Consider the following 25,035-nt stretch of genomic DNA (forward strand, 5'->3'; position numbering starts at 1 on the left):
AGGTTGCGCGATGACCGGCCCGCTCGTGGGGACCGACTGGCTGGCGGAGCGCCTCGGGGCGCCCGGACTCGTGGTGTTCGACGCCTCCGTCGGCGCGCACCGTGGTGCGGACCACCGGATTCCGGGGGCGCGGCCCTTCGACCTGGACGGCGACCTGTCCGACCACGGGGCCGCCGCCCCGCACACCATGCCGGGAGCCGCCGCGTTCACCGGGGCGATGCGGGAGCTGGGCGTCGACGACACCAGCACCGTGGTCGTCTACGACGGCTTCGGCATCTACTCCAGCGCCCGCGCCTGGTGGATGTTGCGTGCCATGGGCTTCGACCGGGCGGCCGTGCTCGACGGCGGACTGCCCGCCTGGAAGGCCGCCGGGCTGCCCGTGGAGGCGGCCGGTCCGGCGTACGACGGACCGCGCGGCTCCTTCACGGCCCGTCCCCGCCCGGGGCTGGTGGTGGACAGCGCCGCCGTGGAGGCCGCCCTGGCCGATCCGGCGGCGGCCGTGCTCGACGCCCGTACCCGGGGGCGGTTCGCCGGTACCGCCCCCGAGCCGAGGCCCGGGCTGCGCGGCGGGCACATGCCGGGAGCGGTGAACCTGCCCTTCGGGGACCTTCAGGACCCGGCCGGGCGGATGCGGCCCGCCGCCGAACTCCGCGAGGCTTTCGCGGCGGCGGCCGGGGAGCGGGAGCGGCTCTACGTGAGCTGCGGCTCCGGGGTCACGGCGTGCGTCCTGGCCCTCGGCGCCGACCTCGCCGGGTACCGGGAACTGGCGGTGTACGACGGCTCCTGGAGCGAGTGGGGCATGCCGTCGGCGCTGCCGGTGGTGACGGGGGGTTAACCCCACCCCCGATCCGGGTACCGGCCCCATCGGCCGGGCGGGCCGGGGTCCGCAGACTCGGGGCATGACTTCTCACGCCACGTCAGCCCGGCTCCTGCCCACGGCGGTCGTCGCCCTCGCGGCGGGGCTGCTGCTGTCCGGCTGCCATCCCGGCGACGGCTACCGCAAGACCGACCGCGCCGACACCGAGGTCACCGAGACGGTCACGGCGGTCGAGGTGACCGAGGGCCGGTCCGGCTCCGTCGAGGTCACCCCCGGCAAGGGGCCCGGCGTCACCGTCCGCCGGGTCGTCCACTACCGGGGCGACGCCCGGCCCACGCCCGGCCAGCGCGTCTCGGGCGGGGTGCTGACCTTCAGCGACGGCTGTACGGGGAGCTGCTCCATCGACTACCGGCTGGAGGTTCCGGCCTCCGCGACGGTCCGGGTCGAGAACAGCAGCGGCCGGATCTCGGTGACGGGCGTCGCGGGAGCCGAGCTGGTGTCGGACTCCGGGACGGTCACGGCCGAGCGGATCGCGGGCCCGCTGAAGGTCCGTACCTCCTCGGGCGACATCACGGCCGCCGCGCTGGGCGGCCCGAGCGCGGACATCCGTACCGGCTCGGGCGACGTCCGCGCGGACTTCACGGCGGCGCCCGCCGCGCTCGCGGCGAAGGCCGGCTCGGGCGACGTCACCCTGAAGGTGCCCGCCGGCCCGTACCGGGTGGAGGTCTCCACCGACTCCGGCAGCCGCGAGGTGTCGGTCCCGACGTCCCCCTCGGCCGAGGCCCGGATCTCGGCCGAGACCAGCTCGGGCGACGTCCGGATCTCGGCGTCGTAGCGGGCGGCCCGACACCGCCCGTCCTCCGGCGCCCGGGGCCCGCCTTCCCCCTACGATGTCCGGCATGTCCGCCTTGCGGGGTTCGCTGGGGCCGGCCGCCCGGCTGGTCGTGTGCGCCGTCGTCCCCTGGGGGCTGTGCGTCTGGCTCGGCACCAGCACGGCCCCGGTGCCGGCCGCCCTCCCGGCGGTCCTGATCCTGCGCGAGGACGTCTTCGCGGCGCCCCGGCTGGCCCTGGAGCGGATGGCCGGGGTCGTGGTGGGCGTGCTGATCGCCGTGGCCGTCCTGCACTGGCTGCCGCTGTCCACGGCCTCGTTCCTGCTCGTGATGGTCTGCGGCTGCGCGGGCGCGTACCTGCTGGGCGGGGCCGCCGGCCCGAACCAGCAGGTCCTGATCTCCGCGCTGATGATCTACGCGACCGCGACCCCGGGCTACCCGCTGGCCCGGCTGGAGGAGAGCGCGGTCGGCGTCGCCGTCGTGGCCCTCCTCGGGCCCCTCCTGTGGCCGCCCGACCCCTACCGGACGGCGCGGGCCGGGCTGGACGCGTACCGGACCGAGGTGGCCGCCCGCCTCGGCGGCATCGCCGACCGGGCCGCCGCCGGGCAGCCCGCTCCCGCCGGGCCGGAGGCCGCCCGGCTCTGGCGGCGCCCGCAGGCGCTGGCCGCCGCCCTCGACGGGACCCTCGCCCGGCTGCGCTCCGTCCCGCTGAAGCGCGCCGACAGCGCGCGCCTGGCGGGCCTGCGGCCCCGGCTGGGGCTGGCCGCGCGCACCGCGCTCACCCTCCAGTTCTTCACCGGCGAACTCACCGACCGGGCCCGCGCCGCCGCCGGATCGGACCCGGCCGGCCCGGACCCGGCCGTGCGCGCGCTGGAGCCCCTCCTGCGGGCCACCTCCCGGGCCCTCGACGAGGCCCTGCGGGGAGCGGACTGCACGGCGGAGCTGACCCGCGCCCGCGCGCTGGACGCCGCGCACCGGGCCGCCTTCCCCACCCGCCACGACGCGGTCCTGCGGGCCGGTCTCCACCTCACCCACGAGGCCCTCGCCGATCACCTGGCCGCCGCGCCCTGACCGGGCCGCCGGGGGTGTTCGCCCGGGGCGAACGGGAGTTGGGGAACATTGGGCCGCGCAGGTGCATTGAGTCGGCATAGCTCAACTTGACTGCCGGAGGGAAGATCATGGCTTCGACGTCCGTCACACTCACTCTGCCCGTGCTGCCGCTCGACGAAGAGGTCGTGCTGCCGGGGATGGTCGTTCCGCTGGACCTGTCCGACGCCGAGGTGCGGGCCGCCGTGGAGGCCGCCCAGGCCGCCGCGACCAGCGGGAAGCCCCGGGTGCTGCTCGTACCGCGGATCGACGGCACGTACGCGGGCACCGGGGTGCTCGGCACCGTCGAGCAGGTCGGCCGGCTCTCCGACGGAGACCCCGGCGCGCTGATCCGCGGCCGCGGCCGCGTCCGGATCGGCGCCGGCACCACCGGGCCCGGGGCCGCGCTCTGGGTCGAGGGCCAGACCGTGGAGGAGAACGTCCCCGATCCGCTGCCCGGGGCCGTCGCCGAGCTGGTCACCGAGTACAAGGCGCTCGCCACCAGCTGGCTCAAGAAGCGCGGCGCCTGGCAGGTCGTGGACCGGGTCCAGCAGATCGAAGGGGTTTCGGCGCTCGCCGACAACTCCGGGTACTCGCCGTTCCTGACCGTCGCCCAGAAGGTGGAACTGCTGGAGACCGCCGACCCGGTCGCCCGGCTCCGCCTCGCCATCAAGGCGCTCAGCGACCACCTCGCCGAACAGGACGTCGCCGACTCCATCGCCAAGGACGTCCAGGACGGCGTGGAGAAGCAGCAGCGCGAGTTCCTGCTCCGCCGCCAGCTGGAAGCCGTGCGCAAGGAACTGCGCGAGATCAACGGCGAGAAGGACGGCGAGGAGTCCGACGACTACCGGGCCCGCGTCGAGGCCGCCGACCTGCCCGAGAAGGTGCGGGAGGCCGCCCTCAAGGAGGTCGACAAGCTGGAGCGGTCCAGCGACCAGTCGCCCGAGGGCTCCTGGATCCGGACCTGGCTGGACACCGTGCTGGAGCTGCCCTGGAACGAGCGCACCGAGGACGAGTACGACATCCTCGGCGCCCGCGCCGTCCTCGACGCCGAGCACGCCGGCCTCAGCGACGTGAAGGACCGCATCACCGAGTACCTGGCCGTCCGCAAGCGCCGCACCGAGCGCGGCATGGGCGTCATCGGCGGCCGCCGGGGCGGCGCCGTACTGGCCCTCGTAGGTCCTCCGGGCGTCGGAAAGACCTCGCTCGGGGAATCGGTGGCGCACGCCATGGGCCGCAAGTTCGTCCGCGTCGCCCTCGGCGGAGTCCGCGACGAGGCCGAGATCCGCGGCCACCGCCGCACCTACGTCGGGGCGCTGCCCGGCCGGATCGTGCGGGCCATCAAGGAAGCCGGCTCCATGAACCCCGTCGTGCTGCTCGACGAGATCGACAAGGTCGGCTCCGACTTCCGCGGCGACCCGGCGGCGGCCCTCCTGGAGGTCCTGGACCCCGCCCAGAACCACACCTTCCGGGACCACTACCTGGAGGTCGAGCTGGACCTGAGCGACGTCGTCTTCCTGGCCACCGCCAACGTGCTGGAGGCCATCCCCGAGGCGCTCGCCGACCGCATGGAACTCGTGCGCCTCGACGGCTACACCGAGGACGAGAAGGTCGTCATCGCCCGCGACCACCTGCTGCCCCGCCAGCTGGAGCGCGCCGGGCTCGGCGCCGACGAGGTCGTCCTCGGCGAGGACGCGCTGCGCAAGCTGGCCGGCGAGTACACCCGCGAGGCGGGCGTGCGCACCCTGGAGCGGTCCCTCGCGCGCCTGCTGCGCAAGGTGGCCTCCCAGCACGAGCTGGGGCAGCGGGAACTGCCCTTCCGGATCGGCGCCGACGACCTGCGCGGGCTCATCGGGCGCCCGCACCACGTCCCGGAGTCCGCGCAGGACCCCGCCGAGCGGCGCACGGCCGTCCCGGGCGTGGCCACCGGCCTCGCGGTGACCGGGGCCGGCGGTGACGTCCTGTTCGTCGAGGCCTCGCTCGCCGACCCCGAGACCGGCGCCGCCGGACTCACCCTCACCGGACAGCTCGGCGACGTGATGAAGGAGTCCGCGCAGATCGCGCTCAGCTTCCTGCGCTCGCACGGCGCGGAGCTGGAACTGCCCGTCGCCGACCTGAAGGACCGGGGCGTGCACATCCACTTCCCGGCCGGCGCGGTGCCCAAGGACGGCCCGAGCGCGGGCATCACGATGACGACGGCGCTGGCCTCGCTGCTCTCCGGGCGGCAGGTGCGCACCGACGTCGCGATGACCGGCGAGGTCTCCCTGACCGGGCGGGTCCTGCCGATCGGCGGGGTCAAGCAGAAGCTGCTCGCGGCGCACCGGGCCGGGCTGACCACCGTGATCATCCCCAAGCGGAACGAGGCCGACCTGGACGACGTCCCGGCGGAGGTGCTGGAGGGGCTGGAGGTCCACCCGGTGACGGACGTCCGCCAGGTCCTGGAGCTGGCCCTGGCGCAGACGGAGGCCGCGTTCACCACGGCCGCCTGACCGGCCGTCCCCGGCGCCGCACCCGGTGCCGGGAGCGGCGCCGCTCCCCGCGTCCCTCCGGGCGGCCGCGCACGGCCCGGGACCCCGCTCCGGCGGGGCCCCGGGCCGTCGGCGCGCCCGCTGGGAAATACTGGGCACTTCACACCAGACCAGGTGCCACACACCACCGACGGGAGCAGCACGTGCACGCGAGCGAAGACCAGGAGTTCCTTGCCTTGGAGCGGGAGCTGTCCGTCTTCCTCCGGCGCGCCCGCGCCTCCTCCGGCGAGATGGCCCGCGCCCTCCACCCCGAGCTGGAACCGGCCGCGTACGGGCTGCTCGTCCGGCTGGAGGACGCCGGGCAGCAGCGGGCCACCGAACTCGCCGCCTACTTCGGCGTCGGCAAGGCCACCATGAGCCGGCAGCTGCGGGCCCTGGAGGAACTGGGCCTGGTGGCCCGCGAGCCGGACCCGGCCGACGGCCGCGCCTTCCTCGTCGGGCTCACGATCGAGGGCCGGGCCCGCTTCCTGAAGGTGCGGGTGGCCCGGCGCGAGCAGTACATGCGCAAGCTGTCCGGCTGGGACCGGGGCGAGGTGGCGGAACTGGCCCGGCTGCTGAACCAGCTGAACACCCTGCAACAGGGCGAGGAGTAGCGGCCCGGGGCCGGGCAGCCGCTCGGCGCCCGGCTCACAGCTCCGCGTACACCGCCGAGGCGTCGTCGTGCCGCTTGTGGCGGGCCGGGGGCCGCGCCGGATCGGACTCGATCGCGCGGACCCGGCCGATCAGCGCCTCCGCGCCCTCCTTGCGGAGCACCGCCAGGCAGTCCGCCCAGTCGCCCTCCCCGAACGTGTCCGTCCAGCGGCTCGCGCCGTCCGTGAGCGCGGCCACCGCCCGGACCTGCCCGCGCGGGGTCCGCCCGGTCACGGCCCGCGAGGCCACCGCCGGGTCCGCGGCCGCCGTGAAGAAGCCGCCCTCCGCGTTGCGCAGCGCGTCCGTCGCCGCCACCGAGCCGAGGACCTCGGGGGGCACCCGGTCCAGCCGGTCGTCCAGCACCGCGGTCACCCCGCCGCCGGGCGCCTGGAGCAGCAGCACGGAGTCCGAGAGCACCAGGTGCTCCACGTACGCCCCGTCCCAGCGCACCACGACCACCGTCGCCTGCGGGGTGCGGACGTGAGAAAGGTCACAGGTGTCCCGGTGTGCGTCGGCGGTTTCCCGGATGGACTCGGCCAGAATCCGGTCCAGCGGCATGTCCCGCCGCGATCCGGACAGTTCGGTCAATCGGCCGCCGAGCCGGGCCGCGAACCACGGCACGCCGTGTGCGCAGCCGACCTCGCCGCGCGGTGGGGTGACCCCGTCGAGGACCACCAGGACGCCGCCGCCCGAGGCCGGGATCGCCGCCGACACCCAGTCCTCGTTGGGGTGTTCCGGGTTGCCCGCGAGGGAGGCCAGGTCGATGCGCATACGGACATTCTGCCCGGCAGGCGGTTCACCGGGGAAAGAGACCCCCACCGAAGGTCCGTACCAAGTGGGGTGGGTGAGGACCGCCCGTCCCCGCTCGCCCCCGGGATGTGGGCGGGCATACTGCCAAAGGCCGTGTCGATGTTTCAACCGACCGTCCACGGCGGCGCCCTGACACACGGACGCCGAGTTGGTCGCCAACTCTTCCGTACTGTTCACTCGTTCAGGTGGCCGGGCGGGTGATGTGCGTCTCTCTCCCCAACACACTGCGAAGGTCTGAGGCGGTACGAGGGGGCAGGGGGCGTTTACTTGTTGACCGGCCGTTACCTCGGCCACACGAGTAGACGAGCTAGAGCACACGTACAGGATTGCGAGCACCGGTGCAGAAGAAGCGGTCTCGGAAGAACGGCACCGCCAGCGACGGACCAGCCCCCGCTCCCACAGGACGTCGTGTCCGCGTGCGCAGCAGGCTGGTCGTCGGCGTCGCCGTCGCCGGTCTCAGCGTCCTGGCGGCGGGCAGCCCCGCCGTCGTCTCCGCCATGGCGGAACTGAACGACTCCCAGCGGCTGGTCACCCTCGCGGAACAGAGCGGGCAGACCCTCACCCTCGCGCACCTCCTCGGCGACGAGCGCGACGCCGTCGTCGAGTACGCCGCCAAGGGACGCCCCGCCGCCGGCAAGGCCACCGTCCAGGAGCGCGTCACGCGCACCGACCGGCAGCTCGCCGAGGTCCGCGCCGAAGCCGACGAGGAACTCGCCCGCGCCCTCGCCCGGGTCCAGGCCGTCCGCACCGAGGCCGTCGACGGCAAGGGCACCGCCCTCGCCGCGCACCAGGCCTACGCCGGCGTGATCACGGGGCTCCTCGCGCCCGGCGACCGGCTCACCGAGCTCACCCCGCCGCGCGCCGAGGCCGCCCTCGCCACCACCCGCCCGCTCGCCCCGCTGGGCCAGGCCGTCGAGCAGGCCTCGGCCACCCGCGGCCTGCTGCTCGCCGCGCTGGCCGTCCCGCGCGGCGACCAGCCCGCGAACGCGGCCGTCGTGGACGAACTGACCACCGCCGCCCAGCGCACGCGCGTACGGGAACAGGCCGCCCTCGACGACTTCACCCGGGTCGCCCGGCCCGACGTGCGCCAGACGCTCGCCGCCACGGTCACCGGCCCCGAGGTCAAGACCGCCGACGACTACCTGAGCCGCCTCACCGACCGGCCCACCCTCAGCGCGGCCGACCGCAAGCTCGACGGCGCCGCCGTCGGTTCCGCGCTCACCGCCCGCATCGACCGCATGCGGTCCGTGGAATCCACCCTCGCCGGCCAGCGGGCCACCGCGCTCGCCACGCTGCGGGACGACGACGTGACCGCGCTGGAAGCGCTCGTCGCCGCGCTCGGCCTGCTCTTCCTCGTCGTCGTCGGCGTCTCCACGGCCATCGCCCGCTCGCTGACCCGGCCGCTGTCGGTGCTCAGACGCGGCGCGGCACGGCTGGCCACGCCCGAGGGCTCGGTCGAGCCGGTCCGCTTCACGGGCCGCAACGACGAGTTCGCCGAGGTCGTACGCCACCTCAACGCCGTACGGGACCAGACGGTCTCGCTGCACACCCGCATCGCCGGCCTCGACGCCGACCGGCGGCGCCTCATCGGCCGGGGCGAAGCGCTCACGGCCGGCCGGGAGGCCCTCGAAGCGGAGCTCAGGGAGCTGCGGGCCGGGCTGGAAGAACACCGCCGCGTCATGTCGACGACCTCGGTGTCGCTGTCGCTGCGCACCCTCGGCCTGGTGGAACGCCAGCTGACGGTGATCGAGGAGCTGGAGTCCAGGGAGCAGGACCCGGACCGACTGGCGACCCTGTTCAAGCTGGACCACCTGGCGACGGTGATGCGCCGCCACAACGAGAACCTGCTGGTCCTGGCCGGGCAGGAACACGGCCCGGGCGCGGGCGGCCCGGTGCCGCTGGTCGACGTCATGCGGGCGGCGGTCAGCGAGATCGAGCGCTACGAGCGGGTCGAGCTGGCGGCGCTGCCGTCGTTCACCCAGGTCGCGGGGCACGCCGCCGACGACATCTCGCACGTGCTGGCCGAGCTGCTGGAGAACGCGACGACGTTCTCGCCGCCGGAGGCGCGGGTGAAGGTCTCCGGGTGGCTGACGGACGCCGGTGAGGTGGTGCTGTCCGTGGTGGACCGCGGCATCGGCATCACCGAGGACCGCCTCGCGGCCCTGAACCTGCGGCTGTCCACCCCGGAGGCGTACGACGAGGAACCCGAGGCGGAACACGGCCTGGGCCTCGGCCTGTACGTCGCCGGCCGGCTCGCGGCGCGGCACGGCGTCACCGCCGAGCTCCGGGCGGCGCGGGACGCGGGCACGGAGGCGCTGGTCGTCGTCCCCGCGACCCTGCTCCCGACGGCGCCGCCGCTCCAGGCCCTGACGGCACCGGACCTCGTCCTGCCGGGCGTCGTCGCGGAGGCCAACGAGAACACCCTCCCCTGGGGGCGCGGCGCCCGCCGCCCGTCGCCTCCGGCGGACACCCCGGCCGAGGCCGTCCCGGCCGCCCCGGAGGCCGAGCTGCTGGCCCGGGTCGTCCCGGACGCGGCGGAGGCCGAGGCGTTCGCGGCTCCGGGCCCGGAGGAGGGCGAGCAGCTGCCGTCCGCCGACGAGGTGTTCACGGTTCCGGCCCCGGAGGCCGAGCTGCTGGCCCGGGTCGTCCCGGACGCGGCGGAGGCCGAGGCGTTCGCGGCTCCGGACCCGGACCCGGATACGGTCCCGGTCCCCGAGGGTGAGCAGCTGCCGTCCGAGGACGAGGTCTTCACCGTCCCGGGTGCGGACCCGGACCCGGAGAGCGAGCAGCTGCCGTCCGCGGACGAGGTGTTCACGGTTCCTGGGCCGGAGGCCGAGCTGCTGGCCCGGGTGGTCCCGGACGCGGCGGAGGCCGAGGCGTTCGCGGCTCCGGACCCGGAAGCGGACCCGGCTACGGTCCCGGTCCCTGAGGGCGAGCAGCTGCCGTCCGAGGACGAGGTCTTCACCGTCCCGGGTGCGGACCCGGACCCGGAGAGCGAGCAGCTGCCGTCCGCGGACGAGGTGTTCACGGTTCCTGGGCCGGAGGCCGAGTTGCTGGCCCGGGTGGTCCCGGACGCGGCGGAGGCCGAGGCGTTCGCGGCTCCGGACCCGGAAGCGGACCCGGCTACGGTCCCGGTCCCTGAGGGCGAGCAGCTGCCGTCCGAGGACGAGGTCTTCACCGTCCCGGGTGCGGACCCGGACCCGGAGAGCGAGCAACTGCCCTCCGAGGACGAGGTGTTCACGGTTCCTGGGCCGGAGGCCGAGTTGCTGGCCAGGGTCGTCCCGGACGCGGCCGAGGCCGAGGCGTTCACCGCGCCCGCCCCGGACGCGGACGCGGACGTGGACGTGGACGTACCGTCCGGGGACGGGGCCGGGGCCGGGGTTCCGGATCCGGCCGGGGCGACCGGGACCGTGCCGGGGGAGATGCGGTGGCCCGTGCCGCTGCACGAGGCCGCGCCGCTGGCCGCGCCGCCCGCCGCGCCCGCCGAACCGGCCGCGCCGCCGGCTGTGACCGCCGAACCGACCCCGGAGGGGAACGGGCACAGGCGGGCCGAGGACGCCCACGGCAGCTGGCTGCCCCGTCAGGGCAGCCACCCCGACGAGGCCGTCACCGGCAAGGGCCTGCCCAAGCGCACCCCCCGCGCAGTGGCCGCCCCCCGCGTGGACGCCGCCGCAGGCGCGCGCCCCGAGCCGCCGCGCCGCGTCGACGCCGACGAGCTGCGCCGCCGGCTCGGCGGGTTCTACCAGGGGGCCCAGGACGGCCGCCGCGTCGTCGCCGCCGAACTCGCGAACGAGCAAGACACCGACCAGGGGGACACCGCACAGGAGGCACGCACATGACCGCGCCCAGTACGTACGGACTGAGCACCCAGGCCCGCAACCTGCAGTGGCTGCTGACCGACCTGGTCGAGGAGGTGCCCGGCGTCAACTCGGTCGCGGTCGTGTCCTCTGACGGTCTGCTGCTGCTCTCCTCGGAGCCCGCCGCGGTCAGAGAAGACGCCGGCCAGGGCACCGGCCGCCCCAAGGGCCCCCGCGGCGCCTCCGCCGACCTGGCGACCATCGTCTCCGGCCTCGGCAGCCTCACCACAGGCGCCGCCGCCCTCATGGACGGCGGCGGGGTCAAGCAGACCATGGTGGCGATGGAGCACGGCTCCGTCTTCGTCATGGCCATCAGCGACGGCTCCCTGCTCGGCGTGCACGCCGCCCCGGACTGCGACATGAGCGTCGTCGCCTACCACATGGCCCTGTTCGTCGGCCGCGCCGGCCACGTCCTGACCCCCGAAGTCCGCAGCGAGCTGCGCCAGTCGATGGAGAAGACCCCGTGAGGAGTACGGCCTCCGACCGGCTGCCGATACGCGGCGCCGACCGCCGCCCCGCCCGTGTCCGCCCGTACTCCCTCACGGGCGGCCGCACCCGCTTCACGCAGGTGCTGCACGTCGAGACGTTCGTCGCCGCCCTGGAGCCGAAGGCGTCCGAGCCGCAGCCCGCCGAGGGCAAGGGCGACCGCATGCCCGAGATGCCCGCCATCGTCGAGGTCTGCCGCCGCATGCGCACGATCGCCGAGATATCCGCGCTGCTGAAGCTGCCCCTCGGGGTGGTCCGCGTCCTCGTCAGCGACCTCGCCGACCAGGGCCGGATCCGCGTCTACGGGACGGGGCACGACGCCGGCCGCCCCGAACGCGCGCTGCTCGAAAGGGTGCTCGGTGGTCTTCGCCGTCTCTGAAACCGCCGCCGCTTCCGCCGCTTCCGCCGCCGTGATCCTCGACGACGAGCCCGTCCAGCCGTGGCAGTACGACCGCTCGCGCGCCCCCGTCGCCGTCAAGGTGCTGGTCGCGGGCGGGTTCGGGGTCGGCAAGACCACCTTCGTGTCGTCCGTCTCCGAGATCACCCCGCTGCGCACCGAGGCGGTGATGACCCAGGCCGGCGTCCCGACCGACGACCTGTCCGGCACCCCGGACAAGGCCACCACCACCGTCGCCATGGACTTCGGCCGCGTCACCCTCGACGACGACCTCGTCCTCTACGTGTACGGAACCCCCGGCCAGGAGCGGTTCTGGTTCATGTGGGACGACCTCGTCCGCGGGGCCATCGGCGGGCTGGTCATGGCCGACACCCGCCGGCTGCGCGACTGCTTCCCCGCGCTCGACTACTTCGAGAGCTGCGGGCTCCCGTACGCCGTCGCCGTCAACCACTTCGAGGGCTCCCGCTCGTACGAGCCGGAGGACGTGCGCGAGGCGCTCAGCATCCCGCCGTCGGTACCCGTCGTGATCATGGACGCGCGGAGCCGGGACACGGTCGTCGAATCCCTGCTGGCGCTGGTGGGCCACGCCCTCGACAACACCCCCGAATAGACCCGAATCGAGAACGTGAGATGCGCAGGATACTCGTCGTCGGAGCCGGCCAGTCCGGTCTCCAGCTCGCCCTCGGACTCCAGGACAAGGGGTACGAGGTCACCCTCATGTCCAACCGGACGGCGGACGAGATCCGCACCGGCCGGGTCATGTCCACGCAGGTCATGTTCGACACCGCGCTCCAGCACGAGCGGGACCTCGGGCTGAACTTCTGGGAGCGCCAGGCCCCCCGGATCGAGGGCATCGGCGTCTCGGTCGCCGGCCCCGACGGCACCCGCCCCGTCGACTGGCTCGGGCGGCTGAGGGGCTACGCCCAGTCCGTCGACCAGCGCCTGAAGATGGCCGGCTGGATCGACACCTTCGTCCAGCGCGGCGGACAGCTCGTCATCCACGGGGCGTCGGTCGCCGACCTCGACTACTTCTCCCGCACGTACGACCTGGTGCTGATCGCCGCGGGCAAGGGCGAGCTGGTGTCGATGTTCGGGCGGGACGCGGCGCGCTCCCCGTACGACGCGCCGCAGCGCGCGCTGGCGGTCTCGTACGTCCACGGGCTGGAGCCGCGCCCCGAGCACCCTCGGACGGAGGCCGTGCGCTGCAACCTGGTGCCGGGGGTCGGCGAGCTGTTCGTGATGCCGACGCTGACCCTGTCGGGCCGCGCGGACATCCTGTTCTGGGAGGGCCTCCCGGGCGGTCCGCTGGACGTCTTCAACGGGGTCAAGGACCCGGCGGAGCACCTGGCGCTGACGCTGCGGCTGATGGAACGGTTCACGCCCTGGGAGTACGAGCGGGCGGCGAAGGCGGAGCTGACGGACGCGGGCGGCACGCTCGCCGGCCGGTACGCGCCGGTCGTCCGCAACCCGATCGGGCGGCTCCCGGGCGGCGGACTGGTGCTCGGCGTCGCGGACGTGGTCGTCGCGAACGACCCGATCACGGGGCAGGGTTCGAACTCGGCCGCCAAGTGCGCGGCGTCGTACCTGTCGTCGGTCCTGATGCACGGGGACAAGCCGTTCGACGAGGCGTGGATGAAGGCGACGTTCGACAAGTACTGGTTCACGACGGGCAAGCCGGTGACCCAGTGGACGAACGCGATGCTGGGCGTCCCGCCGGAGCACGTGCTGAACCTGATCGGCGCGGCCGGGCAGCTCCAGCCCGTGGCGGATCGTTTCGCCAACGGCTTCGACAACCCCGCCGACTTCGACGCGTACTTCTACGACCCCCAGGACGCCGCGGACTACCTCGCGGAAGCCTCCGCGACCGCTCAGGGCTCCGTCGGAGCCTCCTCGGCGGAGTAGCCGGTGTCGTCGCCGTCGTCCGGGTCCGAGGGGTCGGGTTCCGGTAGGGGCGGCGGGGTGAAGTGGGCGAGGGGTGTGCCGTCGGAGTCCGGGCGGACGGCGCCGAGGAGCGGGTTCGCGGCGATCGGCGAGACCTTGACCTTCGTTCCCGGCCGGGGCGCCTGGATCACCTTTCCCTCCCCGATGTAGAGCGCCACGTGCGTGGCCTTCGGGAAGTAGACCACCAGGTCCCCGGGCCGAAGCTGGTTCAGCGGCACCCGGGGCAGCCGTTCCCACTGCTCCTGGCTGGTCCGGGGGATGGCCCGGCCGGCGTGCGCCCACGCCTGCGAGGTGAGGCCGGAGCAGTCGAAGGACCCCGGCCCCTCGGCGCCCCAGACGTACGGTTTGCCGATCTGGGCGGTGGCGTAGGTCAGCGCGGCGCCGCCCGCGGCCGTGGGCGTACGGGTACGGGGGCTGCCGAGGGTCCCGGACCTCAGCAGCTCCCGCTGCGCGTCGGCGGTGTCGGCGGCCTCCCGAGCGTCGAGCTGCGCGAGCTGACCGGGGGTGAGCGCGGCCAGCGTCCGCTCGACCTCCTTGAGCTGCCGGCCGACCTCCTCCTTGCGCTCCCGCATCTCCCCGACCAGCTCCGCCTTGGTGTCCCGGGCCTTGCGGGCGGCCGCCGCGAGCCGGCCGGTCTGCCGCTCGCCCTTGGCCAGCCGGGCCAGCAGGGCGGCCTGCCGGGCGCCCTCGCGGGCGGCGAGACGCCGCTCGTCCAGGGCGGCCTGGGGGTCGCCGCTGAGCAGCATCCGGGCGTACGGGGAAAGCCCCCGGGCCCCCTGGTACTGCTCCCGGGCCAGCCGGCCGGCGACGGCCCTCTCGGTGGTGAGGGCCCGGCGGGTCTTGCCGAGCTCGGCGGTCAGCCGGTGCTCCTCGTCCTGGCGGGACCTGAGGGCGGCCTCGGTGGAGTTGTAGGCCTCGGCGGCCTCCTCGGCCTTCTGGTACAGACCCTGCAGCCGGGTCAGCAGCGCCCCCACGGGTTCCGCCCGCGCCTGCTGGGGCGGCGGGCCGACGACGAGGAGCGCCGCGGCGACGCAGGCCGCGCGGAGCAGCCGGTTCGACATGTGATCACCTCCGGGCGGCCGATGCTGCCACTCCCGGTATGACAAAATCCCCGCCCCGCACCGGGGGGCCCGCCCGGCTCACCCGTCCGGCCGGTCAGGGGTGCAGGAGCAGGGCCTTGGCGGCCGCGAACTCCTCCGGGGTGAGCAGGCCTTCGCGGGCCAGCCCGGCCAGCTGGGCCAACTCGCCCGGCAGCCCGGCATACGGCTCCGCCGGCCGATCCGCGGCCCGGGTCCCGGCCCCGGTCCCGGGCTCGCCGCCGGGTCCGGCCGCCCGGCCGACACCGCCTGGTTCCGCCCCGGGTTCGGCCCCGGGTTCGGCCCCGGGTTCGGCCCCGGGTTCGGCCCCGGGTTCGGCCCCGGGGTCGGCGGGCTCTGACCAGTCGGGTTCGTCGGCGTCGTCCGGCTCCGGGTACGGCGGTTCCTCGGCGTAGGCGCCCGCCTGCTCCGGGTACGGGGGGTGCGCGGGGTACCCCCGCCGTCCGGGCTCGTCGGCGTCGTCCGGCTCCGCCGGCTCGTCGGCGTAGGGGTCGGCGTAGGCGCCGACGGGCCGGTCGGCGGAGCGGGAGCGTCCGCCGCCCCCGTAACCCGGCGCGGTCCCCGTGGTCGCCCGCGCGAGCAGGCCCCGTAGCAGGGGGCGCCCGGCCGGGCGGATCGCCGCCGACACCGTCACGCCCACCGGTCGGATGAACATCAGGCCGCCCCCACCCGTTCCACCGGGATCCGGACCGAGCCGGCGATCCGCCCGCCCGCCGCCCGTACGGCGATCGCCGCGTCCTCGGCCCACACGTGCTCCACCACCAGCAGCAGCGCGCAGCTGCCCCGGTCCAGGAGGTCCGCCGCCTCCCGTACGTCCTCCGGCCCGATCAACCGCGCCGCCTCCCGGTGCGCCAGCAGCCCCCGTAGCTCCATGAACTCGTCGAACTCCGCGGCCATCACCTCGCCCGCCGCCGTCTTCGTCGCCACCAGCCCGTCGATCAGCCGGACGACCCCCGCCTTGCGGAGCCCCATCACGGCCTCCACCGCCGGTACCCGCAGTTGCTCCTCGGGGAAGGCGAGGACGATGAATTCCACAGGTCCCATGTGCCGCGGCACCCCACTCCTGACCGTTGCGACCACTTCTGACCGCACATCCGGACATCAGGCAAACGCTTCTGACGACTCTTCGGCACACTATGACATAACCGGACATAGAGCCCGCCCGCTTGCTACGTTTCCCGTATGAGCGCTCTGACGGCGAAGGTGGCCGAGCCCGCCCCGCCCCCGCCCCCCGGCGCCCTCGCCCACCGGCGCCGCCGCGGCGTCGAGCTGACGCTGCTCGCCGGCGCGGTCCTCGTCTGCGTCCTCGGCTACCTCTACGTCGCCGTCGCGGACGGCGGCCACCTGCCGCGCCCCACCCCGCGCTACGCCGGCGGCCTCGCCGCCGCCGCGCTCCTCGCCCACCTCGCCGTCCGCCTGCGCGCCCCGTACGCCGACCCGCTCCTGCTGCCGATCGCGTTCCTCCTCAACGGCCTCGGCCTCGTCCTCATCCAGCGCCTCGACCTGACCACCCCCGGGCACCCCACCGCCGGGGAGCAGCTGCGCTGGTCGGCCCTCGGGCTCGCGCTGTTCGTCCTCGTCATCGCCGCGCTCCGCGACCACCGGGCGCTCCAGCGCTACGCGTACCTCTCCGTCGCCGTCGCGCTCGCGCTGATGCTCGTCCCGGTGTTCTTCCCCGCCGTCAACGGCGCCCACATCTGGATCCGGTTCGCCGGGTTCTCCTTCCAGCCCGGGGAGTTCGCCAAGATCCTGCTCGCGGTCTTCTTCGCCGCCTACCTCGCCGCGAACCGCACCGCCCTCGCGCTCGGCGGCCGCCGGCTGTTCTGGAAGCTGAAGCTCCTCCCGGGCCGGGTCCTCGGCCCGATCCTCGCCATCTGGCTGCTCAGCGTCGGCGTGCTCGTCCTCGAACGGGACCTCGGGACCTCGCTGCTCTTCTTCGGCCTCTTCGTCATCATGCTGTTCACCGCGACCGGCCGGATCGGCTGGATCGCCATCGGGCTGCTCCTCGCCGCCCTCGGCGCCTACGCCGTCGGCACCTTCGAACCCCATGTGCACAGCCGCGTCGAGGACTGGCTGAATCCTTTCGCCTCCATCGAGCGCGGCGAGGGCCCCGGTCAGCTCGCCCAGTCCCTCTTCGCCTTCGGCGCCGGCGGACTCCTCGGCTCCGGCCTCGGCCACGGCCAGTCCTTCCTCATCGGCTTCGCCGCCAAGTCGGACTTCATCCTCGCCACCGCCGGCGAGGAGCTCGGCCTCGTCGGCCTCAGCGCGATCCTGCTCCTCTACGGCCTCCTCGTCGCCCGCGGCTTCCGCGCCGGGCTGGGCCTGCGCGACCCCTTCGGGCGGCTCCTCGCCACCGGGCTCGCCTCGATCGTCGCCCTCCAGGTGTTCGTCATCGCGGGCGGCGTCACCGGACTGATCCCGCTGACCGGCATGGCCATGCCGTTCCTCGCCCAGGGCGGTTCCTCCGTCGTCACCAACTGGATCATCGTCGCCCTGCTGGTCCGGCTCAGCGACTGCGCCCGAAGGCCCCGCCCGGAGGGCACGGACGACCCGGGGCCGGCGGGGCCGCCGGGGCCGACGAAGACCACGGGGGCCGCCCGGTGATCCGCTACATCCGCTGGTGCGCGTACTTCTGCGCCCTCCTCCTCACCGCCCTGCTCGTGAACGTCGCCCGCGTGCAGGTCTGGGAGTCCGCCGCCGCCGCGTCGAACCCGGCCAACAAGCGGCCCGCGATCCAGCGCTACGCCGAGCGCCGCGGCGACATCCTGGTCGACGGGCGGCCCGTCACCGGCTCCCGCGACAGCGGCCAACTGCTGCGCTACGAGCGGACGTACCGCAACGGCCCGCTCTACGCGCCCGTCACCGGCTTCTCCTCCCAGACGTACGGAACCAGCTTCATCGAGCGCGCCGAGGACCGGATCCTGGCCGGCACCGACCCGGGGCTCTCCGCCTTCCCCCTCTGGTACGAGCTCTCCCGCGGCCGCCCGCCCGGCGGCGACGCGGCGACCACCATCCAGGCGGCGGTCCAGCTCGCCGCCTACACCGGGCTCGGGGGCAAACGCGGCGCGGTGGCCGCCGTGGAACCGGCCACCGGGCGCGTCCTCGCCCTCGTCAGCAGCCCCTCCTACGACCCGTCCGAGCTCTCCGGCACCGGCGCCCGGGTCAAGGCGGCCTGGGCCCGGCTCAACGCGGACCCGGCCCGGCCGATGCTCAACCGGGCGCTGCGCGAGACGTATCCGCCGGGCTCCACGTTCAAGATCGTGACGGCGGCGGCCGCCCTCGACTCCGGGGTCGTCACCGATGTGGACGCGCCCACCGAGACCCCCGACCCGTACCCGCTGCCCGGCACCAGCACCCTGCTGCCGAACGCGAGCACCGGCTGCGCCGACGCCTCGATGGCGGAGGCGGTGCAGTGGTCCTGCAACACCGTGATGGCCAAGATCGGGGTCCGGGTCGGGCTGCGCGGGATGGTGGAGGCGGCGCGCCGCTTCGGGTTCAACGACGGCGGGCTGTACGTGCCCTCCTGGGTGTCGCGCTCGAACTTCGACACCGACATGAGCCCCGACCAGCTGGCGCTCTCCGCCATCGGGCAGTTCAACACCACGGCCACCCCGCTCCAGATGGCGATGGTCGCGGCGGCCGTCGCCAACGGCGGTGAGGTGCTGTCCCCGTACCTGGTGGACCGCACCACCCAGGCCGACGGCTCACAGGTGCGGCGCGGCGACCGGCGGGGCCTCGGCCGCGCCATGAGCCCGGCCACGGCGCTGCGGCTTCAGGAGCTGATGGTGAAGGTGGTGGAGGACGGCACCGGCCGCAACGCCGCGATCCCCGGCGCGACCGTCGGCGGCAAGACGGGCACCGCCCAGCACGGCGTCGGCAACGCGGGCACCCCGTACGCCTGGTTCATCTCCTGGGCCAGGGCGCAGGACGCGCCCCTCCCGGCGGTGGCGGTGGCGGTCGTGGTCGAAGACGCGTCGGCCCGCCGCGGCGACATCAGCGGCAACAGCGCGGCCGCCCCCATCGCCCGCGCGGTCATGCGGGCCGCCCTCGCCACCCCCACCCCCCGCCGCTAGGTCCCGTCGCGGGGCGGGTCGCGTTTCCGGGCCGGTGTCAGCCCCACCGGCGTCAGCCCGGCCGGCTGCCGTCCGCGATGGCGGCCTCGACCTCCGCCACCCGTTCCCGCTCCTCCGTCGCGAACCGCTCGCGGTCCAGCGCCTCGGCCATCTCCTCGTCCTGGCTCATCAGCAGGTCCAGGTTGGAGTTGCCCATCTCGAAGACGCCCATCTCCAGGTACGCCTTCTGCAACCGCTCGCCCCACAGCCCGATGTCCTTCACGCACGGCACGATCCGGCTGAACAGCAGCCTGCGGAACAGGTGCAGGAACTCCGACTGCTCGCTGAACTCCTGCGCCTCCTTCTTCGAGATGCCGAAGTTCTCCAGTACCTCCACGCCCTGCAACCGGTCCCGCATCAGGTAGCAGCCCTCGATCACGAACTCCTCGCGCTCGCGCAACTCCGCGTCCGTCAGCTGCTTGTAGTGGTCCCGCAGCGCCATCCGCCCGAACGCCACGTGCCGGGCCTCGTCCTGCATGACGTACGCGAGGATCTGCTTCGGCATCGGCTTGTCCGTCGTATCGCGGATCATCCCGAACGCGGCCAGCGCCAGCCCCTCGATCAGCACCTGCATGCCCAGGTACGGCATGTCCCACCGGGAGTCGCGCAGCGTGTCGCCGAGCAGCCCCTGGAGGCTGTCGTTGATCGGGTAGAGCATCCCGACCTTCTCGTGCAGGAACCGGCCGAAGATCTCGGCGTGCCGGGCCTCGTCCATGGTCTGGGTGGCGGAGTAGAACTTCGCGTCCAGGTCCGGCACCGATTCGACGATCCGGGCCGCGCACACCATCGCGCCCTGCTCGCCGTGCAGGAACTGGCTGAAGTTCCAGGCGGTGTAGTGCCGGCGCAGCTCGCCCTTGTCCTTCTCGGTGAGTTTGGCCCAGTGCCGGGTGCCGTAGAGCGTCAGGGCCTCGTCCGGGGTGCCGAGCGGGTCGTACGGGTCGACCTCCGCCTCCCAGTCGATCCGCTTGGCGCCGTCCCACTGCTTGTCCTTGCCCTTCTGGTAGAGCGCGAGGAGCCGTTCGCGGCCATCGGCGTACTCCCAGCTGAACCGGGCCGCGCCGGTGGCCGGGACCTGCCAGACTCCCTCGCCCGGGCCGGTGGTGTAGAGCTCGTGCGTCGACACTGACGCCCCCTCGTCTCGCGTACTGCCGTACAAGACCGGACAGTTGGCAGGGTCACACGTTGGTAGACAGCGGGTCAACAAGTCGTGCGAGGGGGATTGACGACCTTGCTGACAAGCAGTCTCATAAGCAGTGACCGCAGCGATGACCGCTGGCAACGCCGCAAACAAGGGCGAGGTGCCCCCGCCATGACGACCACGACCGACCGCACCGATCACACGGATCGCACCGGCCGCGGGGACCTCACCGTCCTCCGCGACGCGCTCGGCACGCTCAAGGACCGCGAGGAGATCGCCGCGCGGCTGCTCGACTCCTCCGCCAAGCACTCCTTCGACCCCGACAGCGAACTCGACTGGGACGCCCCGCCGATCGACGGCAAGTACTACTGGCCCCCCGAGCTGCTCTCCCTCTACGACACCCCGCTCTGGAAGAAGATGGGCGAGGAGCAGCGCATCGACCTCTCCCGCCACGAGGCGGCCGCCCTCGCCTCCCTCGGCATCTGGTTCGAGATCATCCTGATGCAGCTCATGGTCCGGCACATCTACGACAAGTCCCTGACCAGCAACCACGTCCGTTACGCGCTCACCGAGATCGCCGACGAATGCCGCCACTCGATGATGTTCGCCCGGATGATCAAGAAGTCCGGGGTGCCCGCGTACCCGGTCTCCCGCGCCAACCACAACCTCGCCCGGGTCCTCAAGACCATCTCCACCACCCCCGGATCCTTCGCCTGCACCCTGCTCGGCGAGGAGGTCCTCGACTGGATGCAGCGCCTGACCTTCCCGGACGAGCGCATCCAGCCCCTCGTGCGCGGCGTGACCCGCATCCACGTCATCGAAGAGGCCCGGCACGTCCGGTACGCCCGCGAGGAACTCCGCCGCCAGATGCTGACGGCCCCGCGCTGGGAGCGGGAACTCACCCGCATCAGCTGCGGCGAGGCCGCCCGCGTCTTCTCGCTGGCCTTCGTCAACCCCCAGGTCTACGACAACATCGGCCTGGACCGGCGCGAAGCCGTCGCCCAGGTGAAGGCGAGCGGCCACCGGCGGGAGGTCATGCAGACCGGCGCCAAGCGGCTCACCGACTTCTTCGACGACATCGGCATCCTGCGCGGGGTCGGCCGCCGCCTCTGGCAGAGTTCCGGGCTCCTGGCCTGAGCCGGCCGACGCCCCCGGGGCCGCCCCACGGGCTACCCTGCGGGCATGACCGTACGCGCGTACCGCAGGCTGAGCGTCGAGGAGCGGCGGGCCCAACTCCTCGACGCGGCCCTGTCGCTGTTCGCGCACCGCGCCCCGGAGGACGTCTCCCTCGACGACGTCGCCGAGGCCGCCGGGGTCTCGCGCCCGCTGGTCTACCGCTACTTCCCCGGCGGCAAGCAGCAGCTCTACGAAGCCGCCCTGCGCTCGGCGGCCGACATCCTGGAACTCTGCTTCGCCGAACCCCAGGCCGGCCCGCTCACCCAGCGGCTCTCCCGGGCCCTGGACCGCTACCTGGCCTTCGTCGACGAACACTCCGCCGGCTTCTCCGCCCTCCTCCAGGGCGGCAGCGTCGTCGAGACCTCCCGCACCACGGCCACCGTCGACGGCATCCGCCGGGCCGCGGCCGACGCGATCCTCCTCCACCTGGGGGTCCCGGACCCGGGGCGGCGGCTGCGGATGATGGTCCGCACCTGGATCACGGCCGTGGAAGCGGCCTCGCTGATCTGGATCGACGAGGGCAAACAGCCCGGCATCGACCAGCTGCGGGACTGGCTGCTGGACCAGTTCATCGCCCTCCTCACCGCCACCGCGGCCACCGACCCCGAAACGGCCGCGGCCGCCAGGGGCGCACTCGCGCTGGAATCCCCGCAGGGCCCGGTCGGCGTCCTGGCCCGGCGCGTGATCCCCGTGGTCTCCGGGGCGGCGCACCTGCTGTGACACTGGTGGGGTGAGAAGCGAACCCACCCCCTTCGAGGGCGGCCCGATGGACGGCCGGGTCCTCCCGATCCTCCTCGGCCCGACAGGCCACCCGCCGAAGTGGTACGAGATCCCCGTCCCGACCCCGGACGGCGGCCCCCCGACGGTCCTGCTGTACGAGCGGGTCCCGGCGGGCCACTCGAAGCGGCTGCACCTCCAGAAGGGCTGGAAGTACGCCTACGCCCCGTCGGGCCAAAAGCCCAGGATCCGCTGGCCCTGGACCAAACCCCAGCCCCCGGCGTAACCACCCCCGGCCGGGCGGCCCCGCTGCTGGGAGCCAGCCCCCGGCGTAACCCCGGGGCCAGCCGGTGTCGGGGGTGGGGTGGGGTGTTGTCCGGGACGTAAAACGTGATTTGTGGCGCGCAGGAAGCCGCAAGGCGACAGCGCCCGCCCAGCCGCCATAAATCATGCAGTCCCGGACAACACCCCACCCCACCCCCGCCACCGGCCCGGGGTGACCGGCCGGGCGTTACCGGCGGCTCGCCGTCATGGCCCGGCGGACCGCTAGCCCCCCGCCGCCGGAGGCCACGGCAACGTGAGCACAGCCTCCGCCCCGCCCCCTCCGCCCCCGCCGCCGCTCCCCGCGTTGCGGAACTCCAGCCGCGCCCCGATCGCCTCCGCCTGCCCCACCGCGATCGTCAGCCCGAGCCCGTGCCCCTTCCCCCCGCCCCCGCTGCGGAACCGCTGTGGCCCGTGCGCCAGCAGGTACTCCGGGTACCCCTCCCCGTGGTCCCGTACGGTCACCACCGGCCCGGCCACCGTCAGCACCACCGGCCCCCGCCCGTGCCGATGCGCGTTGACGACCAGATTCCCCAGCACCCGCTCCAGCCTCCGCCGGTCCGTCTCCACGTGCGCGTCCCGTACGACGACCACCTCCGTGTCCGTCCCCGCCGCCCGCACGACCCGCTCCGCGACCCGCCCCAGCCGGTGCAGGTCCGTCTCCACGACCCCGCTCCCGGAATCCAGCCGCGAGATCTCCAGCAGGTCCTCCGTCAGCCGCCGCATCGTCCGCACCCGCTCCCGCACCAGGTCCGTCGCCCGCCCCTCCGGCAGCAGCTCCGACGCCGCCTGCAACCCCGTCAACGGCGTGCGCAGCTCATGCGCGACGTCCGCCGTGAACCGCTGCTCGCTCACCAGCTTCGCCTGCAACGTCCCCGCCATCGTGTCCAGCGCCCGCGCGACCGTCGCCACCTCGTCGAGCCGAGCGGACGCACCGCGCCCCGTATCCCCAACCCGTGCGTCGAGCTCGCCCCGCGAAATCCGCCGCGCCACCGTCGCCGTCTGATGCAGCCGCCTCGTCACCCGCCGCACCGCGAACCCGCCCACCAGCAGCGTCCCGCCGATCGCCAGCACCGACGACCCGATGATCGCGTTGTCCAGCCCCGTGATCGTCCGCGCGCTCTGCTCGTAGTCCACGGCCGTAGCCAGGGTCCGCCCGTCCGCCGGGGCCGCCGCCCACATCGTCGGCCGGCCGTCCCGCTCGGCCACGACCGTCCCCCGCCGCCCGCTCAGCGCCAGCTGCCGCAGCGGCTGCGGCAGCCCCGCCGGGTCCAGCCCCGACTCCGGCGGCAGCGCCTCACCCGCCTCGTACGCCCGCGCCGCGTCGTGCAGTTGCTCCAGCGCCTTGTCCCGCGCCGCCGCCACCGTCTGACGCGTCACCCCGACGTGCACCAGCACGCCCAGCACCGCCGCCAGCGAGCAGCACATCAGCACGATGAAACACGCCGACTTCCAGGTCAACGAAGCACTCCAGGCGGGCAGCTTCACGCCGCCCCACCCGAACCACTCGCCCCACCCGAACCACTCGAACCACTCGGCACCCGCACGATCTGCTCCCGAGTCGGCAGCATCGTCCGCTGCCCCTCGTCCCACGACCACGCGGTGATCAGCTCGTACCCCGGGTTGCCGCTCGGCATCCGCAGCACCACGTCCCGCCCGGCCAGCTCCACGCTGACCAGCGTCTGCGTCGTCGCCATGATCCGGTTCAGCCGCCCGTCGGGATCGGCCGTGTAGACCCGTACGGACATCATCTTGTCGGGCAGCTCGATGCCGACCACGACCTCGTCCCGCCCGTTCCCGGTGAGGTCCCGGTAGTAGGGCTTCAACACGGGACACCCCGCACCCGCACCCGCACCCGCATCCTCACCCGCGTCCGCACCCTCCGCCCCGCACGCCCGGATCGCCGCAGCCGTCTCCTCCGGCATCCCGTCGGGCCCGACCTCGGCCCCCGGGCGCGCCCGCAGCTCCGCCTGGACCAGCGCCACCGGGTCGACCTCGTGCACGTTCTGGTTCCGTACCCGCGGCAACCCCTTCACGTACTCCGGCGGCGCCCCACCCGGATCGGCGGGCGGTACGGCGGCCCCCGCGCGCTCCGGCCACAGGTGTACGGGACCACGCGCGGTCAGGATCGGCCCGGCGCTCGCCAGCCCGCCGGTGTCACCGCAGCCGGTCAGCAACGGCAGCAGCGCGGGCAGCAGCAGAACGGCTGTGGCGGTACGCAAGGGAAACATCTTCACGGCCCCGAGGGCCCTTTCTGCATGGCGGTCGTATGACGTGACGATCGGTCCCGTCAACCTTATGCAGAGGAACGCCCCTTTTGCCCCCGTGTCCGCGCGCTGGACACTCAGCCGTTCGTACGGCCCCGGCGCAGCATCGCGAAACCGAGCCCGGCGGCGCCGACGGCCGCGATCCCGCCGCAGGCAGCGAGCAGCAGCAGGCCGTCGCCCGGCCCGCCGCCCGGCGAGTCCGGCGTCAGCGCCTCGGTCGCCCCCGCCCGCCCGGCGGCGATCGACCCGCCCTTCCCGTCCGCCCCGGCCCCCGAAGCGGCCCCCGCCGCCCTCGGCTCCGACGCCCCCGGCGCCCCCCGCTCCGACGCCGCCACGACCTGCCCGTCCCGGACCCCGGTCTTGTGCCCGCCCCCGTCGATCCGGTGCGAGCCGTCCGCGGCCGGCCGGGTCTCGCCGACCCACGAGGACAGCCGCCCGTCGGGCCGCAGCGCGGCGTGCAGCTCGCCCGCGTCGCCCCGGGCGGGCACGCCGTCGCGGCTGGTGAGCGTGGCCACCGTCGCCCCGTCGCGCAGGATGTCCGCCTGGTACGCGTTCTTCGCGACCCGGTAGACGCGCGCGGTGGACACCCCGTCCGCCAGCGAGAGGCTCTTGACCAGGACCCGCTGCGAAGCCGCGACGGCGGGGGCACCCGACGCGGCGGCCGCCGGCAGCCCCTCGGCGAGCGCCGCGGCGGCGGGCAGCGCCAGCACGCTTCCGGCACATGCGGTCACGGCGGCGGCGCGTACGAGGGTGCGACGGCTGACGGTGCTCACGGAAACCCTTCGGTGGTCGGCTCACAACGGGGGGGCGGACCGGACGGGCCGC

23 protein-coding genes are annotated in these 25,035 nt (G+C 74.3%); 15 read left to right on the top strand and 8 right to left on the bottom strand.

Annotated elements, in window-relative coordinates; genetic code table 11:
- The first annotated feature begins 10 nt into the window (after positions 1-10).
- The 5 genes from EES41_RS24605 (at position 11) to EES41_RS24625 (ending at position 5,854) form a co-directional block, all read left to right on the top strand.
- Positions 11-835, top strand: coding sequence for a sulfurtransferase (locus EES41_RS24605; RefSeq protein WP_123080349.1), 825 nt, complete (start codon positions 11-13; stop codon positions 833-835).
- Positions 836-899: 64 nt separating this feature from the next.
- Positions 900-1,652 carry a DUF4097 family beta strand repeat-containing protein gene (locus EES41_RS24610; protein WP_123080350.1) on the top strand — a complete coding sequence of 251 codons (753 nt, stop codon included), beginning with the start codon at positions 900-902 and terminating at the stop codon, positions 1,650-1,652.
- Between the two features lie 64 nt (positions 1,653-1,716).
- Positions 1,717-2,718: an aromatic acid exporter family protein gene (locus EES41_RS24615; RefSeq protein ID WP_123080351.1), complete on the top strand. Its 1,002-nt coding sequence runs from the start codon at positions 1,717-1,719 to the stop codon at positions 2,716-2,718.
- 107 nt (positions 2,719-2,825) lie between these two features.
- The gene (gene lon, locus EES41_RS24620) at positions 2,826-5,222 is read left to right on the top strand and encodes an endopeptidase La (protein ID WP_073773091.1); all 2,397 of its coding nucleotides are present in this window, start codon (positions 2,826-2,828) and stop codon (positions 5,220-5,222) included.
- A 182-nt stretch (positions 5,223-5,404) separates the two neighbouring features.
- Positions 5,405-5,854, top strand: a complete 450-nt coding sequence (locus EES41_RS24625; protein ID WP_073798248.1) for a MarR family winged helix-turn-helix transcriptional regulator — start codon at positions 5,405-5,407, stop codon at positions 5,852-5,854.
- A 34-nt stretch (positions 5,855-5,888) separates the two neighbouring features.
- Here the strand turns inward: EES41_RS24625 and EES41_RS24630 are convergent, their stop codons facing one another.
- Positions 5,889-6,662 carry a protein phosphatase 2C domain-containing protein gene (locus tag EES41_RS24630; protein ID WP_123080352.1) on the bottom strand — a complete coding sequence of 258 codons (774 nt, stop codon included), beginning with the start codon at positions 6,660-6,662 and terminating at the stop codon, positions 5,889-5,891.
- A 455-nt stretch (positions 6,663-7,117) separates the two neighbouring features.
- Here EES41_RS24630 and EES41_RS43865 point away from each other — a divergent pair, with 455 nt between their 5' ends.
- From EES41_RS43865 to EES41_RS24660, 5 genes are read left to right on the top strand one after another with little or no spacing between them, the layout of a single operon-like run.
- Positions 7,118-10,540: a nitrate- and nitrite sensing domain-containing protein gene (locus EES41_RS43865; protein ID WP_302186166.1), complete on the top strand. Its 3,423-nt coding sequence runs from the start codon at positions 7,118-7,120 to the stop codon at positions 10,538-10,540.
- Positions 10,537-11,025, top strand: a complete 489-nt coding sequence (locus EES41_RS24645; RefSeq protein ID WP_123080353.1) for a roadblock/LC7 domain-containing protein — start codon at positions 10,537-10,539, stop codon at positions 11,023-11,025. The genes EES41_RS43865 and EES41_RS24645 overlap by 4 nt, the downstream gene beginning before the upstream one ends.
- Complete coding sequence (locus tag EES41_RS24650) at positions 11,022-11,423, top strand: DUF742 domain-containing protein (protein ID WP_123080354.1); 402 nt, start codon at positions 11,022-11,024, stop codon at positions 11,421-11,423. Before EES41_RS24645 ends, EES41_RS24650 begins: the two co-directional genes overlap by 4 nt.
- Before the next feature lie 31 nt (positions 11,424-11,454).
- Positions 11,455-12,051 carry an ATP/GTP-binding protein gene (locus EES41_RS24655; RefSeq protein WP_123082675.1) on the top strand — a complete coding sequence of 199 codons (597 nt, stop codon included), beginning with the start codon at positions 11,455-11,457 and terminating at the stop codon, positions 12,049-12,051.
- Between the two features lie 20 nt (positions 12,052-12,071).
- Positions 12,072-13,343 (top strand): styrene monooxygenase/indole monooxygenase family protein, encoded by a 1,272-nt coding sequence (locus EES41_RS24660; RefSeq protein ID WP_123080355.1) that lies wholly within the window; start codon positions 12,072-12,074, stop codon positions 13,341-13,343.
- Here the strand turns inward: EES41_RS24660 and EES41_RS24665 are convergent.
- From EES41_RS24665 to EES41_RS24675, 3 genes are all read right to left on the bottom strand, one after another.
- A complete protein-coding gene (locus EES41_RS24665) occupies positions 13,310-14,443 on the bottom strand; it encodes an NlpC/P60 family protein (RefSeq protein WP_123080356.1) in 1,134 nt (377 codons plus the stop codon). The two genes, EES41_RS24660 and EES41_RS24665, sit on opposite strands and share 34 nt — an antisense overlap.
- 94 nt (positions 14,444-14,537) lie before the next feature.
- A complete protein-coding gene (locus EES41_RS42175; protein ID WP_174261731.1) occupies positions 14,538-15,134 on the bottom strand; it encodes a hypothetical protein in 597 nt (198 codons plus the stop codon).
- Entirely contained in the window at positions 15,134-15,523 is a 390-nt protein-coding gene (locus tag EES41_RS24675) for a DUF6325 family protein (protein ID WP_037791263.1), read from the bottom strand. The genes EES41_RS42175 and EES41_RS24675 overlap by 1 nt, the downstream gene beginning before the upstream one ends.
- 147 nt (positions 15,524-15,670) lie before the next feature.
- On the opposite strand from EES41_RS24675, the gene EES41_RS24680 reads away from it, so the two are divergent.
- Both EES41_RS24680 and EES41_RS24685 read left to right on the top strand, forming a co-directional pair.
- The gene (locus EES41_RS24680; RefSeq protein WP_254211788.1) at positions 15,671-17,083 is read left to right on the top strand and encodes an FtsW/RodA/SpoVE family cell cycle protein; all 1,413 of its coding nucleotides are present in this window, start codon (positions 15,671-15,673) and stop codon (positions 17,081-17,083) included.
- A complete protein-coding gene (locus tag EES41_RS24685) occupies positions 17,080-18,552 on the top strand; it encodes a penicillin-binding transpeptidase domain-containing protein (protein ID WP_123080357.1) in 1,473 nt (490 codons plus the stop codon). The genes EES41_RS24680 and EES41_RS24685 overlap by 4 nt, the downstream gene beginning before the upstream one ends.
- 52 nt (positions 18,553-18,604) lie before the next feature.
- On the opposite strand, the gene EES41_RS24690 is transcribed toward EES41_RS24685, so the two are convergent.
- Entirely contained in the window at positions 18,605-19,714 is a 1,110-nt protein-coding gene (locus EES41_RS24690) for a ferritin-like domain-containing protein (protein ID WP_123080358.1), read from the bottom strand.
- A gap of 186 nt (positions 19,715-19,900) precedes the next feature.
- Here EES41_RS24690 and EES41_RS24695 point away from each other — a divergent pair, with 186 nt between their 5' ends.
- The 3 genes from EES41_RS24695 to EES41_RS24705 are packed head-to-tail and all read left to right on the top strand — an operon-like array spanning position 19,901 to position 21,908.
- Entirely contained in the window at positions 19,901-20,866 is a 966-nt protein-coding gene (locus EES41_RS24695) for a diiron oxygenase (protein ID WP_123080359.1), read from the top strand.
- 45 nt (positions 20,867-20,911) lie between these two features.
- Positions 20,912-21,625, top strand: coding sequence for a TetR/AcrR family transcriptional regulator (locus EES41_RS24700; protein ID WP_123080360.1), 714 nt, complete (start codon positions 20,912-20,914; stop codon positions 21,623-21,625).
- Positions 21,626-21,635: 10 nt separating this feature from the next.
- The gene (locus EES41_RS24705) at positions 21,636-21,908 is read left to right on the top strand and encodes a hypothetical protein (protein WP_123080361.1); all 273 of its coding nucleotides are present in this window, start codon (positions 21,636-21,638) and stop codon (positions 21,906-21,908) included.
- Between the two features lie 260 nt (positions 21,909-22,168).
- Here the strand turns inward: EES41_RS24705 and EES41_RS24710 are convergent, their stop codons facing one another.
- The 3 genes from EES41_RS24710 to EES41_RS41595 all read right to left on the bottom strand — a co-directional run bounded on the left by EES41_RS24710 (position 22,169) and on the right by EES41_RS41595 (position 24,983).
- Entirely contained in the window at positions 22,169-23,371 is a 1,203-nt protein-coding gene (locus EES41_RS24710; protein ID WP_123082677.1) for a HAMP domain-containing sensor histidine kinase, read from the bottom strand.
- A gap of 56 nt (positions 23,372-23,427) precedes the next feature.
- Complete coding sequence (locus tag EES41_RS24715; protein WP_254211789.1) at positions 23,428-24,174, bottom strand: hypothetical protein; 747 nt, start codon at positions 24,172-24,174, stop codon at positions 23,428-23,430.
- A gap of 113 nt (positions 24,175-24,287) precedes the next feature.
- Positions 24,288-24,983, bottom strand: coding sequence for a hypothetical protein (locus EES41_RS41595; protein WP_164495942.1), 696 nt, complete (start codon positions 24,981-24,983; stop codon positions 24,288-24,290).
- Positions 24,984-25,035: the final 52 nt, after the last annotated feature.

The sequence above is a fragment of the Streptomyces sp. ADI95-16 genome (assembly GCF_003721495.1).
GTDB lineage: Bacteria > Actinomycetota > Actinomycetes > Streptomycetales > Streptomycetaceae > Streptomyces > Streptomyces goshikiensis.

Coding starts and splice junctions, on each gene's coding strand:
- EES41_RS24610 (WP_123080350.1), top strand. CDS start 900: ATGACTTCTCACGCCACGTCAGCCCGGCTCCTGCCCACGGCGGTCGTC.
- EES41_RS24665 (WP_123080356.1), bottom strand. CDS start 14,443: ATGTCGAACCGGCTGCTCCGCGCGGCCTGCGTCGCCGCGGCGCTCCTC.
- lon (WP_073773091.1), top strand. CDS start 2,826: ATGGCTTCGACGTCCGTCACACTCACTCTGCCCGTGCTGCCGCTCGAC.
- EES41_RS24700 (WP_123080360.1), top strand. CDS start 20,912: ATGACCGTACGCGCGTACCGCAGGCTGAGCGTCGAGGAGCGGCGGGCC.
- EES41_RS24715 (WP_254211789.1), bottom strand. CDS start 24,174: ATGTTTCCCTTGCGTACCGCCACAGCCGTTCTGCTGCTGCCCGCGCTG.
- EES41_RS24605 (WP_123080349.1), top strand. CDS start 11: ATGACCGGCCCGCTCGTGGGGACCGACTGGCTGGCGGAGCGCCTCGGG.
- EES41_RS24695 (WP_123080359.1), top strand. CDS start 19,901: ATGACGACCACGACCGACCGCACCGATCACACGGATCGCACCGGCCGC.
- EES41_RS24645 (WP_123080353.1), top strand. CDS start 10,537: ATGACCGCGCCCAGTACGTACGGACTGAGCACCCAGGCCCGCAACCTG.
- EES41_RS24660 (WP_123080355.1), top strand. CDS start 12,072: ATGCGCAGGATACTCGTCGTCGGAGCCGGCCAGTCCGGTCTCCAGCTC.
- EES41_RS24710 (WP_123082677.1), bottom strand. CDS start 23,371: ATGTGCTGCTCGCTGGCGGCGGTGCTGGGCGTGCTGGTGCACGTCGGG.
- EES41_RS24630 (WP_123080352.1), bottom strand. CDS start 6,662: ATGCGCATCGACCTGGCCTCCCTCGCGGGCAACCCGGAACACCCCAAC.
- EES41_RS42175 (WP_174261731.1), bottom strand. CDS start 15,134: ATGTTCATCCGACCGGTGGGCGTGACGGTGTCGGCGGCGATCCGCCCG.
- EES41_RS24675 (WP_037791263.1), bottom strand. CDS start 15,523: ATGGGACCTGTGGAATTCATCGTCCTCGCCTTCCCCGAGGAGCAACTG.
- EES41_RS24615 (WP_123080351.1), top strand. CDS start 1,717: ATGTCCGCCTTGCGGGGTTCGCTGGGGCCGGCCGCCCGGCTGGTCGTG.